This window comes from Streptomyces sp. NPDC090798 (assembly GCF_044768965.1).
Lineage (GTDB): Bacteria > Actinomycetota > Actinomycetes > Streptomycetales > Streptomycetaceae > Streptomyces.
This window is the reverse complement of record NZ_JBIVXA010000006.1, coordinates 15,927-29,493: the sequence shown is the minus strand read 5'-3', so window position 1 is coordinate 29,493 and position 13,567 is coordinate 15,927. Positions and strand designations below refer to the sequence as shown.

The window sequence follows — 13,567 nt, the reverse complement described above, 5'->3', positions numbered from 1 at the left end:
CTGTCGCACGCCGCACGTCCGCCCCGGCAGGCGTGCGGCGTGCGAGCCGGCTGGGCGTGGCCCTTCTCCTCGCCGTCACCGCCGTCGCCCTCAGCCTCGCCGTCGGCACCCGCCCCGTCCCGCTGTCCGCCGTCCTCGACGCGCTGGCGCACGGCGGGAGTTCACCGGACGCGCTGGTCGTACGGTCGCTGAGGGTGCCGCGGACCGCGATCGGACTCACCGCCGGTGCCGCCCTCGGACTCGCGGGGGCGGCGCTCCAGGCGGTCACCCGCAATCCGCTCGCCGACCCCGGCATCCTCGGGCTCAGTCAGGGCGCGGCGGCCGGTGTCGTGTTCGCCATCGCGCTCGGCTGGGCGAACGGCTTCGACGGGTACGTCTGGTACGCCTTCACCGGCGCGGTCCTCGCCGCCTGCGTCGTGTACGCCATCGCCTCGCGCGGACGCGGCGGCGCCTCCCCGGTGAAACTGGCGCTCGCCGGAACCGCGCTGTCGGCGATGACGGCGGGAGCCACGACGGTGGTCCTCACGTCGAGTTCGGCCACGCTGGACCAGTTCCGGTTCTGGCAGGTGGGCGCGCTCAGCGGGCGCGACGCGGAAACGGTGGGGCGCATGCTGCCCTTCCTCGCAGCCGGTGCGCTGCTCGTGCTGGCCTGCGCCCGCGGCCTGGACGCGCTCGCGCTCGGCGACGACACCGCACGGGCGCTCGGCCACCGGGTCACGCTCGTACGGGGCTGTGCGGCGCTCGGCGCGACCGTGCTCACCGCGGCCGCGGTCGCCGCCGCGGGCCCCATCGCCTTCATCGGCCTCGCCGTCCCCCACCTCGCCCGCCGACTGGTCAGTGGCGGCCACCGCTGGACGCTCCCCCTCTCCGCACTCCTCGGCGCCGCCCTGCTGCTCGCCGCGGACGTGGCGGGCCGGGTCGTACGCGCCCCGGCGGAAGTGCCGGCCGGAGTGATGACCGCGCTGGTCGGCGTGCCGGTCCTGGTCGTACTCGTACGGCGGAAGGGCATGGCCTCGTGACCACAGCCCCCACGACCCCGACAACCCCCGCCGCATCCGCGACGCCCACCGAGCGCCGCGCCACGTACCCGCACTCGGCCGGGCTCCGCGTAGTCCGCCACCGGCACCTCTCCCTCCTCCTGCACCGGCGCGCCGCGGCCGTCGTCACCGTCCTCCTCCTGCTCCTCGCGGGCGTCATGCTGCTCGCGGCGTGCGCCGGGCAGACATACGTGCCGCCGGGCGAGGTCTGGCGGGTGCTGCGCGGCCACGGCGGCCCCTACGACCTGGTCGTCGGCGAACTGCGGGTCCCGCGGATCGTGCTCGGCACGCTGGTCGGGGCGGCGCTCGGGCTCTCCGGGGCGCTCGTACAGACCGTGACGCGCAACCCGCTGGCCAGCCCGGACGTCATCGGCGTCGGGCACGGTGCCGCCGCCGCGACCGTACTGGCGCTGGCCACCGGAACCGTCGCCTCCCCCGGCGCGCTGCCGGCCGTCGCCGTCACCGGCGGTCTCGCGGCCGCCGCCGTGGTGTACGTACTGGCCTGGCGGCACGGAATGCGGCCGAGCCGGTTCGTCCTGACGGGGGTGGGCATCGGCGTCGCCCTCTCCGCCGTCGTCCAGCTCTACCTCACCGACAGCGAACTGGCCGCCGCCGAGCAGGTCAAGCTGTGGCTGACGGGCAGTCTGAACGGGCGCGGCTGGGAGCAGGCGGGCCCCCTCGCCCGGGTCCTCCTCCTCTCGCTGCCCGCCCTGGTGTGGGCGAGCCGCGCTCTGCGCACCCTCGGGCTTGACGCCGACACGGCCGCCGCGCTCGGCGTCCGCGTGCGGCGCACCCAGCTCGGCCTGACCGTGCTGGGGGTGGTGCTCGCCGCGGTCGCGACCGGCGCGGCCGGCCCGGTCGGCTTCGTCGCTCTCACCGGCCCCCAACTGGCCCGCCGCCTCACGCGCACCCCGCAACTCCCCCTCGCCGCTTCCGCCCTGACGGGCGCGCTGATCGTGGTCGGCGCCGACCTGGTGGCCCGCACGCTGATGCCGCCGCTCGAGATCCCGGTCGGGGCGCTCACGTCCTTGGTGGGCGGCCCGTATCTGCTCTGGCTGCTGGGCAGGTCGGGCCGCCGCTGACGGGCTCGCTGTACGTGCGGTGGAAACACCGAGGGCGCCGACCGGTCGTACGACCGGTCGGCGCCCTCTGAACTCCGTTGAACTCCGTCCGCGACTAGATGGTGGCGGTGTCGATCACGAAGCGGTAGCGGACGTCGCTCGCCAGCACCCGCTCGTAGGCGTCGTTGATCTCGGACGCGCTGATCAGCTCGATCTCGGCGCCGAAGCCGTGCTCGGCGCAGAAGTCCAGCATCTCCTGGGTCTCCTGGATACCGCCGATGCCGGAACCGGCGAGGGTCTTGCGGCCGCCGATCACGGAGAAGAGGTTGAGCTTGACGGGCTCCTCCGGGGCGCCCACGTTCACGAAGGCGCCGTCCGTCTTCAGCAGCGACAGGTAGGCGTCCAGGTCCAGCGGGGCGGACACGGTCGACAGGATCAGGTCGAAGGTGCCGCGCAGCTCCTCGAAGGTCTTCGGGTCGCTGGTGGCGTAGTAGTGGTCGGCGCCCAGCTTCAGCCCGTCGTCCTTCTTGCGCAGGGACTGCGACAGGACGGTCACCTCGGCACCGAGCGCGTCCGCGATCTTGACGCCCATGTGGCCGAGGCCGCCCATGCCGAGGATCGCGACCTTCTTGCCGGGGCCGGCGTTCCAGTGCTTGAGCGGGGAGTACGTGGTGATGCCGGCGCAGAGCAGCGGCGCGGCCACGTCGAGGGAGATGCCGTCGGGGATACGGACGGTGTAGTTCTCGTCGACGACGATCTTCTCGGAGTAGCCGCCGTAGGTCGGCTCGCCGTTCTTGTCGAGGGCGTTGTAGGTGCCGACGCCGCCTCCGGTGCAGTACTGCTCCAGGCCGGCCTTGCAGTTGTCGCACTCGCGGCAGGAGTCGACGAGACAGCCGACGCCCACGCGGTCGCCGACCTTGAACTTGGTGACGCCGGAGCCCACCTCGGAGACGATGCCGGCGATCTCGTGACCCGGCACCATCGGGAAGATCGCCTCTCCCCAGCCCTCCCGGGCCTGGTGGATGTCCGAGTGGCAGATACCGGCGAACTTGATGTCGATCAGGACGTCGAACTCACCGACCGGGCGGCGCTCGATGGTGGTGCGCTCCAGCGGAGCCTTGGCGGCGGGGGCGGCGTACGCAGCAACAGTGGTCATGCCGGGGTTCTCCTAAGGAGTGGTATGTCCTGTGCCCGGCTGCCTTCGGCCGGGCACGCTGTACAGCCTGCCCCACGGGAGAGCCTTCACCCAGGTCACGGCTTTGCGTACGTCCGCTGGTCCTACTACTGGCGGGGTCAGGATCACCGGCGTACGACCGTGAATACTGGACGTATGGACGAACAGCCCTCCCCACCCCTGGACCGGCGAGCCGAGCTCAGTGAGTTTCTGCGCACCCGCCGGGCCCGGCTGAAGCCGGAGGACGTGGGGCTGCCCGACTTCGGCCGGCACCGCCGGGTGCCCGGGCTGCGGCGCGAGGAGCTGGCGCAGCTGGCCGGGGTGTCCGTGGCGTACTACACGCGCCTGGAACAGGGCAACGGACGGAACGTGTCGGCGGAGGTACTCGACGCGATCGCCCGCGCCCTGCGGCTGACGGACGCCGAGCACGCGCATCTCACGCACCTCGCGAAGCCCAAGGCGCACAAGAAGAAGCAGCCGGCGCGGCCGCAGCAGGTTCGGGGGGCGCTGCGGCAGCTGCTGGACTCGATGGACGGCATCCCCGCGTACGTCGGTGGGCGGCGTACGGACATCCTGGTGTGGAACCGGATGGCGGCGGCCGTGTTCGGTGACTGGTCGGAGCTGGCGCCGCAGGAGCGGAACTGGGCGCGGCTGGTGTTCCTGAAGCCCGAGTACCGCGACCTGTACGTGGACTGGGAGCAGAAGGCGATCGACATCGTCTGCATGCTGCGCATGGACGCGGGCTGTCACCCCGACGATCCGCGGCTGTCGACGCTGGTCGGGGAGCTGTCCGTGAAGAGCGAGGACTTCCGGCGGCTGTGGGCCACGCACGACGTCAAGGAGAAGAGCCACGGGGTGAAGCGGATCCGGCATCCGCTGGTGGGTGATCTCTCCCTCCAGTACGAGTCGTTCCGGCTGCCCGACGACAGCGAGCAGTCGCTGGTCACCTACCACGCGGAGCCGGGGTCCGCCTCGGCGGAGGCGCTGCGGTTGCTGGCCAGCTGGGGCACGGACGCGACCCGCGCGGGCGCGACGACGCCCTCGTAGGACCCGAGCCCCGACCGGCCTTAGACCGCGCGTACGGGTAAGTGGGACGTGCGCGCACACTTCCCCGCGCCCCTGACACCGGCGCTCCGCCCCGGATCCCCCGCCCACCCGAAATCCCTCGACTGCGGCTCCGCGGGGGCTGAGCGCGCAGCGCCCCGCGCCCCTGCTGCGGGGCTTCGCCCCGGGTCCCCCGCTCACCCGTTGTCTTTTGGCCGATGGGGACCGGGGCGCAGCCCCGTGTCTCAGGGGCGCGGGGAACTGCGCGCGCCGCCCCCACCCGCCCGCAGCCAGAGTCCGCCCCGGGGGTCTGGGGGCGGAGCCCCCGGGGATGGGACGGGTAGGGGCGGCGGGGGCGAGGGACGTCGGGGTCAGGGCTGGTACGGCGGGGCCGCCCCCCACGTCCACCTCGGTACCGGTTGATCCCCCGGAAGGGTCGCGTCGGGCGCGGAGAAGTGGACGGCCAGCCGTGTGCCCCACTCGGCGTAGGCGAGGAAGGCGGAGCGGAACTCGGCGTCCGTGGGCAGACCCGCGTCGTCCGCCGCGTCCTGGAGCAGGTTGACCCACCGACGCCGCTGCACCTCCGTGATGTTCTTGCCGAGATGCTTGGCGACCATGTGCCCGTGGCCGCCCTGGGTCTCGGAGTAGGCGGTGGGCCCGCCGAAGACCTCGCCGAGCCAGAGGGCGACGTGGGCGGCGTGTTCGGGGGCGAGGCCGGAGAAGACCGGTGCGAGGACGTCGTCCTTGAGGACCTTGTCGTAGAAGACCTCGGTGAGGCGGCCGATGGCCTCGGCGCCCCCGGCCCAGGCGTAGAGGGTGGGAACCGACGCGCCCACGCCCCGTACCGTCGTCGGCGTGTAGTGGCGCATCTCCTCGATGTAGGGGATGTAGGGCTGGATCTCGGCGAGGAAGCCGGGGAACAGCTCCGACTTCCGGAAGCCCTCGACGTGGTCCTCGGTCGAGGTCCAGGTGATGCGCAGGACGAAGTGCTCGAAGTCCTCCTCACAGCGCGCCAGCTCGTAGTCCACGCAACTCGGGGACGCGGCGAGCTGGGCCGCCGCCCGGGTGTAGGCGGCCAGGAACTCCGCGGACTTCTCCTCGGGAATGCGGTACCGGATGTACTCCACGGTCTGGGTGGTCATGGGGCCCACGGAAACACGGACGGCCCGTCGGAAGCTGCTCTTCCGACGGGCCGTTCGCTATCGGCACACTTCACGTGGCCGCGCTACGGGATCACTTTCCGTAGTACGCGTTGTAGATCGATACCGTCGACTTGTTGCCCTGCTTGTCGGTGATCTTCGCGTGGAAGGAGATGCCCTTCCCCCTCGCCGGGTTCTTGACGGTGATCTTGCCGTTCTTGACCTTGAGCATCTTCCAGGTCTGGCCGTAGTCGTACGAGACGTACACGTACAGCGACTTGAGGTTCTTGCCCGCGGCCGAGCCCTGCACGGAGACCGGGATCGTGACCGCCTTGCCGGCCGCGACACGGCTGTCGAGGCCGGTGGTGGCGTTGAAGCGGACCGTGGAGGTGGGCAGCTTCGCGAAGTCGGCCTTCTTGGACTTGAAGGTCCAGCTCGCGTCGATCCGCGTGGAGGCCGCGGCGATCTTCACGGTGCGCTTGACCGAGGTCGTGAGCTTGTAGGTGGCCTCGGCGGCCGGGACCTTGAACTCCTTCGTCCCGATGAGCGGGTCGTCGTTCGAGGCGACCTTCGCGCCGTTGCGGTACAGCGTCGTCGTCACGGACGTGTACAGCGAGGAGCCGGGGTGACCGCCCCCGTCGGCGAACAGCGGCAGGTAGCCCGAGATGCCGTTGCCGTCCCGGAAGACGCCGTAGTCCGCGTTGATCTTCGGGCCGAAGACGGCCGTGTTGTACGTCCTCGTGTAGCTCTTGCCCGCCTTGAGGATCTGCGGGTAGTCGTCCGTGTAGTAGGCCTCGATGATCGGGGTCCCGGTGGCGTCGACGCCGGCGTCCTGCTCGAAGTCGAACGCCCACTGGACCTTCTCGCCGGTCGACACGTACAGCGCGCGCGAGGCCGGCAGCTTCTGGCTGACCCCGACGCTCATGCTGTCGTCGTCGGGCAGGAAGCCGTACGCGGTGACCGCGCCCGTCTTGCCGGAGGCCGCGGCCCCGAGGTTCGCCTTCACCTTGGCCAGCTCGCTCGCCTTGTAGTGCTTGACGTGCGCGCCCTGGAGCTTGGTGGTCCTGGTACCGGTGACGGTGTCGTACTCGGTGCCCGCGCCCTTGGTCCACTGTCCGGACCAGCTCTGGAAGAGGCCGGAGGAGACCGCCGGGCCGACGTGCGCCACGCGCACGTCCTGGAAAGAGGCCAGGCCGATGCCGGTACCGAGGCCGGTGGCGTCGTCGAAGTAGTTGACGAGTGCCGACAGCGGCTTCGCCCCCGCGTCCGGCACCGTGATGTCGGCGCCCTTGGCGGTGCGGGCGTCGAGGGTCACCGTGGTGTTCTTGGTGACGCTCAGCCGGGGCTGGATCAGCCAGTCGACCCCGCCCTTCGCCTCGACCAGGTCCTTCACGAAGAGGGAGTTGAGCACGTACTTGCCCTTGGGAACGCGCAGGGTCGCGGTGTCGGCCGTGCTCTGCGACGTGTAGTCCCGGGCCTCACCGAGGCCGGAGTAGCCCTCCAGGTCGGTGAGGTGCGTGGGCGTCTCACCGGCACGGTTGACGTACTTGAAGGTGACGTCGTACGACTCCGCCTCGCGCTCGACCGCGGCGGCCGTGCGCACGGACTGTCCGCCGCCGCTCGCCGTCACGTACGCCGAGTACGCGCCGTCGAGGGTGCCGCCGAGCTTCGTGTTCGTGGTGACGTCGACGGAGGCCTTGCCACCCGCCGGGACGGTGACCGTCTTGGCGCCGAGCGCGAAGAAGCCCGCCGGAGCCGCCTGGCCCTTGGGGTTGGTCGCGGAGATCGCCAGGGTCAGGGTGACGTCCTTCGTACCGAGGTTGCGGTACGTCAGCTGCTTGGTCGTCGCCGTGTCGTCGGTGTGCGGCCACTGCGCGACGCCGAAGCTCACCGACGACGGGTCGGCGATCACGGTCTGCTTGATCGCCTTGTCGACGGCGATCCGGCCCGAACCCTGCTGGAACGGCGTGTACTTGCCGCCCTTCGCGGAGCCCGTCAGCGCACCCTTGAGCTCGGTGTACGTCCAGTCCGGGTGTTCCTGCTTGAGGATGGCCGCGGCGCCCGCGACATGCGGGGTCGCCATCGACGTACCGGAAATGGTCAGGTAGCCCGCGGGCTTCTCGCCGACCTCCTGGTCGATGAGGCTGCCCGGAGCCGCGGCGGCCGTGATGTCCACGCCGGGCGCGGTGACGTCCGGCTTGATGGCGCTGTCGCCGACGCGCGGGCCGGTGCTGGAGAAGTCCGCCAGCTTGTCGTTGTCGTCGACGGCGCCGACGGTGAGCGCGGCGTCCGCGCTGCCGGGCGAGCCGATCGACTCGGGGCCCTCGTTGCCCGCCGCGATCGCGAAGAGGATGCCCTTCTCGGCCGAGAGCTTGTTGACCTCGGCCTCCAACGGGTCGATGTCGGGGGTGTCCTGGCCGCCCAGGCTCAGGTTCACGATGTCGGCGCCCTGCTCGGCCGCCCACTCCATGCCCGCGAGGATGTTCGAGTCGTCGCCGCTGCCGGTGTCGTCGAGGACCTTGCCGTTGAGGATCTTCGCCCCGGGCGCGACACCCTTGTACTTGCCGCCCGACTTGGCGCCGGTACCCGCCGCGATGGACGCGACATGGGTGCCGTGGCCGAAGTGGTCGGTGGCGTCGGCGGCGGTGGAGAAGTTCTTGGACTCGATCACCTGGGTCTTGAGGTCCGGGTGACTCGCGTCGACACCGGTGTCCAGGACGGCGATCTTGACGCCCTTGCCGTCGTATCCGGCCGCCCACGCCGTGGGGGCGCCGATCTGCGGCACGGACTTGTCGAGGCTCGCCTTGCGGACGCCGTCCAGCCAGACGTGCGCGATGCCGGAGGCCGTCCGGCCGTCGTCGGTGACCGCGGACCACAGCTCGGCCGCGTCCCGCTGCGGCGTCTGCACCGCGTCCGCGTTCAGGGCCTTCAGACTCCTGCGGAGCGTGCCGGCCTCACGGACGTCGGCCTTGGCGGCCGCCGCGGCTCCCCGGTAGCCGACGATCACCTTCAGGCCCCGCTGCTGGGACTTGCGGACCGCCGCCTTGTTGAGCTCGGTGACGTCGAAGAGCCGCCGGTCGAGCTTGCCGCCGGCTATGAGCGCCTGGGCGTCGGCCGGCACCACCAGGGTGTGGCCGTCGGCCTTGCGGATCTGCACGGGGACGTGCTCGCGGCCCTTGGCCCGCTCGAAGCCGACGACGCGCCCCTTGGCGTCGACGACCACCCGGTCACCGGTGATCAGGGTGATGCGGTGCTTGGCCGTGATCCCGGCCGCTTTCCCGGCCGCGAACACCCCCGCCGTGCGCTGCTCCGCCCGCGCCGACGCCGGGCTGGTCATTCCCGCCGCCAGCGCCACGGACGCCGCCATGGCGATGGTCGCGGCGCACGCTCTTTTCACTTGTCTGCGCAAGTCTCCCCCTGGAGATCAGGTCCGGACGAAATCCCCGTTCATCCGGTCGGGGGAAGCCTCGTACGCGTGCACGTACACCCCCCGGAATACGCAAGTATGCCCGGGGGGTGATCGCCCCCTCAATAGCGGGGCGAGGGTGAAGAGTTGACGGAGTTGTTCCGCTAAGCCCCCGCACGCTCCTTTTGCACTTCTTTAAGCACCCGCGTTTTCCTTGACGGAGATCTTCCCCTTGCGAATCGTCGCGAGGCGCGGTGCCCTCTTCGCGATCGAGGAATCGTGCGTGACCATGATGAAAGTGAGCCCGTGCTCCTTCCACATGGCTTCGAGCACCTCCATGATCTCGTCGCGCATGGACTCGTCGAGGTTGCCGGTGGGCTCGTCGGCGAGCAGCACCTTCGGCTGCTTGACCAGGGCACGGGCGATGGCGACACGCTGCTGCTGGCCACCGGAGAGCTCGGCGGGCAGATGTCCGAGCCGCTCGGCGAGGCCCACCGACTCCAGTGCGTCGGCGGCCCGTTGCCGCCGTTCCTTCGCCTTCACACCGAGAGGTACGAGGGCAGTCTCCACGTTTTCCTGGGCGGTGAGCGTGGGAATCAGGTTGAAGCTCTGAAAGACGAATCCGATGTTCTCGCTGCGCACTTTGGTGAGCTTCGCCTCGGACAGTTTGGCCATGTCCGTGCCGTCGAGTTCGACGCTGCCCGCGGTGGGCCGGTCGAGACCGCCGAGCATCTGGAGAAGGGTGGATTTTCCGCCACCGGTGGGGCCCTGGATGACGAGCCGGTCGCCGTCCGCGATGGTCAGGTCGACCCCGGCGAGCGCGTCGACCGTCTCCTTGCCCCGGGTATAGCGCTTGGTGACGCCTCTGAGTTCGTACATGGTGCAACTCCTGGATGACGTGAAGGGGGTGCCCCGTACAGCGGGCGGTTTCGGGCACCCCCTGAGGGGGCTGCTGAGGCCTATTCGACGCGGCGCAGGGCGTCCGCGGGACGGAGCCGGGAGGCGCGCCAGCCGCCGAAGGCGCCGGCGATCAGACCGCCGGTGACGGCGAGGGCCACCGCGCCGACGATGGTGCTGAGGCTGACGGGTGCGGTGAGCGCGACATCGAGGGCCTTGGTCGCGGCCTGCCGGCCACCGCCGCCGAAGCCGCCACCACCGCCGAAGCCGCCGCCGGGGCCGCCCTGGCCTCCGCCGCCGCCCGAACGGCCCACCTGCGCCTGCAGGGTGGGGCTGATCTCGGTGACGACGTAGGCGCCCGCGAGGCCGATCGCGATACCGAGGGCACCGCCGACCAGACCGTTGACCATGGCCTCGCCGACGACCTGCCGGGTCACCCGGCCCGACTTCCAGCCGAGCGCCTTGAGGGTGCCGAACTCGCGCACGCGCCGGGAGACGGCGGAGGAGGTGAGCAGACCGGCGACCAGGAACGCGGCCACGAGCACCGCGATGGACAGCCACTTGCCGACGTTGGAGGCGAGGCTGGAGGCCGTGGAGAGGGAGCCGGAGACGGTGGACGCGAGGTCGGCGGAGGTGGTGACCGTCGTCCCCGAGATGTTCTTCTGGATGGTGCTCTTCACGCTGGAGATCTGCTGCGAGTCCGACGCCTTGACGTAGATCGTGGTGACCTTGTCCTTGGAGCCGCTGAGCGTCTGCGCCTGCTTGAGCGGGATGTAGAGGTTGGCCGCCGCGTCACCGCTGTCGGGCGTGGCGATGCCGATGACCTTGTACTTGACGCTCTTTATGGTGACGGTGGAGCCGACCTTGAGCTTCTTCTCCTTGGCGTACGAGACGTCGGCGACGACTACCTTGGTATCGGTCTCGGACGTCTTGAACGTACGGCCGCTGGTGATCTTCGAGGAGGTCAGCGGGCCGAGGGCGGGCTTGGTGACGTCGGTGCCGTACACCGAGTAGTTGTTGACGTCGAAGTTGGCGCCGCCGCCCTCGACACGGCCCTGCGGGGACTGCTGGCCGTTCGGACGCCCGCCCCCCTGGCCGGTGCCACTGTTCTGGTTCTGCTGGAACTGACCCCGCGTGAACTGGCCGTTGATCCTGATGACCTGGAGGCTCAGCCCGCCGACGGAGTCCGCGACGCCCTTCTGGGAGTCGACCTTGGTGACCGTGGAGGCGGCCAGGGTCTGGAAGCCCTGCACCATGACGCGGTCGCTGCTCTGCTCCTTGGTGGAGCCGTTGTCGTTCGCGTCGAAGTTGAAGCGCGGACGCTGGCTGGTGCTCGTCGCCGGCGCCGCCGCCTTGGTGACGGTCATGTCCGTACCCAGTCCGTACAGCGACTGGAGGACCTTGCCCTGCGCCTTCTCCATGCCGGACGACACGGAACTGACCACGATGACCAGGGCGATGCCCAGGGCGAGTCCGGAGGCGACGACGAGCGCCGCCTTCCTGCGGCGGCGCAGTTCGCGCCTCAGGTAGGTGAAGAACATGGCGGAAAACTAGGTACGGCGCGTGATGGCGCGATAAGCCCTGCATAAGAGAAGGATGAGAAGGCTGTGGCGGCCCGGAAGTTCACCTGTGGGCCGCCGAGGAATCCTGTGCACCCGCCAAGGCCGACGGCCCGCACCCCTGGTGGGGTGCGGGCCGTCGTATTGAGCGGCTGTCACGTTCGAACGAGCCGTCACGTTCGAGCGACAAAGACCGCAACCATCAATTGAGGAACCCCTACGGCGAGCAACCACGTCCGCGAGAGCGGCGGCGGTTGGCCGCGAAGGCGAGCCTAGGCGGCCGAGCCGGCCTTCCAGGCGGACCAGCTCAGGTTCCAGCCGTTGAGGCCGTTGTCCGGGGCGACGGTCTTGTCGCCGGTGTTCTTGACGACCACGACGTCACCGACCAGCGAGTGGTCGTAGAACCAGGCCGCGGGCGTGTTCGGGTCATTGGCACCCTTGGTGTCGGACAGACCCACACAGCCGTGGCTGGTGTTCACCGCGCCGAAGATGGACTTCGCGCCCCAGTAGTTGCCGTGGATGAAGGTGCCGGAGTTCGACAGACGCATGGCGTGCGGCACGTCCTTGATGTCGTACTCGCCCTTGCCGTCGGTCTTCGTGAAGCCGACCGTCGAGCCGTTCATGCGGGTCTCCTTGAACTTCTCGGAGATCACCATCTGGCCCTGGTACGTCTTGTGCTCCGGGGATCCCGAGGAGATCGGGATCGTCTTGATCGTCTTGCCGTCCTGCGTGACCTTCATGGTCTTGGTCTGGGCGTCGACGATCGAGACCTGGTTGCGGCCGATCTTGAAGGTGACCGTCTTCTGCTGCACGCCGTAGACACCGCTCGCGCCCTGGACGCCGTCCAGGTTGAGCTTGAGGGTGACGGTGGAGCCGCCGGTCCAGTAGTTCTCGGGACGGAAGTCGAGGCGGTTGGCGTTGAACCAGTGGCCGACGACTTCCTGGCCGCTGCTGGAGGAGACGGTGATCCCCTTCTGCACGGCGGCCTTGTTCGTGATCGCCTTGTTGAAGTTGATCGAGACCGGCATGCCGACGCCGACGGTGGAACCGTCCTCCGGCGTGAAGTTGCCTATGAAGCTGTTCGCCGGGGAGACCGTGGTGAACGAGGCGTTCTCGTGGGCGACGAGGCCCGCCGAGTCGGTGGCCTCGGCGGCCACCTTGTACGTGGTGGCGCGCTCGAGCTGGGAGGCGGGCTTCCAGCTCTTCTTGTCGGCGGATATCTGACCGGAAACCGCCGTGCCCGACTCCGTCGTCATGGTGACGGACGAGAGCGTGCCCTTGCTCACGGTGACCGCCGCGGCGTTGTTGATGGAGGCGTTGTCGGACCCGTCCGCGGGCGTGATCTTGATCTGTGCCTGGGAGCTCTTCTTGGCCGCCGCCGCGTCGGCCTGGGCCTGCGAGGTCTCGCCGTCCGAGGCACTGGCCTTGCTGCCGCCGCCGCTGCTGCACGCAGAGAGCACCAGCACTCCGCCGAGCAGGGCGGACGCGGCCATCAGACCCTTGCGCCGCTTACTGTCCGTCATCACACGCTTCTCCATCGTTGCCGAATCACCTAGAACCACATATGCCCCGTACGAATCATCAACGCTACGACCGGTTCGTCCCGTTCCACATACTTCTGATGTGTGTGTCACACCACGTCCGTCAACGGCGTCAACCGAATCGGCCCGGGCCGACGGACCCCGATCGAGTGGTACCGACAGCCGGACCGAATTCTGGTGCGGAGGTGGTCGGTGCGTCGTCGGAGACGACAAAACCCCGGGCAGCGGTTGCCACCCGGGGTCACGTTTTCCCCAAGAGGCGTCAGCCGACTCCGACTTCCTCGTCGTCATCCTCGCCGCCATCATCCTCGTCGAGGTCCCATTCCGGCGAATCGGGGTCGTAGTCGATCGGCTCGCTGCTCCAGGAAGCCTGGGCGAGGTCGACCCCGGGCACCTCGCTGACCAGGTCGAACGGATCTACGAGATAGGCGAGGGCTTCGGCAGTGTCTTCCGTCACTGCGTTCTCGGCGTGGGTCCGCTCGTCGGCCGGCATGCCGGAGTCGTCCGCGATGCGGCGCAACGCGGCCTTGGTGACGGCGTCCGCGTCATCGACTTCCAACACCAGCTCCACTCGAAGCCGGACAAATCGTGATGTCTCAGGAGTACTCATGAGACGGAGCGTACGGCCCGTGGCTCCCGCGACTTTCCCACGACCCGCGCCTTTCATTAGCATCGGCCCACACGGCCAATTCGCCAGCGCCACAAGGGG

Annotated in this window: 10 protein-coding genes; 3 read left to right on the top strand and 7 right to left on the bottom strand. The window is 69.7% G+C overall.

Annotated elements, in window-relative coordinates:
* Nucleotides 1–32 precede the first annotated feature (32 nt).
* A complete protein-coding gene (locus ACIQTP_RS14815; protein ID WP_403400441.1) occupies nucleotides 33–1,019 on the top strand; it encodes a FecCD family ABC transporter permease in 987 nt (328 codons plus the stop codon).
* The gene (locus tag ACIQTP_RS14810; protein ID WP_403399892.1) at nucleotides 1,016–2,119 is read left to right on the top strand and encodes a FecCD family ABC transporter permease; all 1,104 of its coding nucleotides are present in this window, start codon (nucleotides 1,016–1,018) and stop codon (nucleotides 2,117–2,119) included. Before ACIQTP_RS14815 ends, ACIQTP_RS14810 begins: the two co-directional genes overlap by 4 nt.
* 94 nt (nucleotides 2,120–2,213) lie before the next feature.
* Here ACIQTP_RS14810 and ACIQTP_RS14805 read toward each other — a convergent pair whose 3' ends face one another.
* Nucleotides 2,214–3,254 (bottom strand): NAD(P)-dependent alcohol dehydrogenase, encoded by a 1,041-nt coding sequence (locus tag ACIQTP_RS14805; protein WP_054234752.1) that lies wholly within the window; start codon nucleotides 3,252–3,254, stop codon nucleotides 2,214–2,216.
* A 174-nt stretch (nucleotides 3,255–3,428) separates the two neighbouring features.
* Between ACIQTP_RS14805 and ACIQTP_RS14800 the strand changes: the two genes are divergently transcribed.
* The gene (locus tag ACIQTP_RS14800) at nucleotides 3,429–4,319 is read left to right on the top strand and encodes a helix-turn-helix domain-containing protein (RefSeq protein ID WP_403399889.1); all 891 of its coding nucleotides are present in this window, start codon (nucleotides 3,429–3,431) and stop codon (nucleotides 4,317–4,319) included.
* Between the two features lie 368 nt (nucleotides 4,320–4,687).
* Here the strand turns inward: ACIQTP_RS14800 and ACIQTP_RS14795 are convergent, their stop codons facing one another.
* The 6 genes from ACIQTP_RS14795 to ACIQTP_RS14770 form a co-directional block, all read right to left on the bottom strand.
* Entirely contained in the window at nucleotides 4,688–5,458 is a 771-nt protein-coding gene (locus tag ACIQTP_RS14795; protein ID WP_403399888.1) for a group II truncated hemoglobin, read from the bottom strand.
* A 91-nt stretch (nucleotides 5,459–5,549) separates the two neighbouring features.
* Entirely contained in the window at nucleotides 5,550–8,852 is a 3,303-nt protein-coding gene (locus ACIQTP_RS14790; protein ID WP_403399886.1) for a S8 family peptidase, read from the bottom strand.
* Between the two features lie 204 nt (nucleotides 8,853–9,056).
* On the bottom strand, nucleotides 9,057–9,740 hold the full coding sequence (locus tag ACIQTP_RS14785) for an ABC transporter ATP-binding protein (RefSeq protein ID WP_403399884.1): 684 nt from the start codon (nucleotides 9,738–9,740) through the stop codon (nucleotides 9,057–9,059).
* An 80-nt stretch (nucleotides 9,741–9,820) separates the two neighbouring features.
* A complete protein-coding gene (locus ACIQTP_RS14780) occupies nucleotides 9,821–11,299 on the bottom strand; it encodes an ABC transporter permease (protein WP_403399882.1) in 1,479 nt (492 codons plus the stop codon).
* Nucleotides 11,300–11,589: 290 nt separating this feature from the next.
* Nucleotides 11,590–12,855: an Ig-like domain-containing protein gene (locus tag ACIQTP_RS14775; protein WP_403399880.1), complete on the bottom strand. Its 1,266-nt coding sequence runs from the start codon at nucleotides 12,853–12,855 to the stop codon at nucleotides 11,590–11,592.
* 265 nt (nucleotides 12,856–13,120) lie between these two features.
* Nucleotides 13,121–13,468, bottom strand: coding sequence for a hypothetical protein (locus ACIQTP_RS14770; protein ID WP_101400325.1), 348 nt, complete (start codon nucleotides 13,466–13,468; stop codon nucleotides 13,121–13,123).
* Between the last annotated feature and the right edge of the window lie 99 nt (nucleotides 13,469–13,567).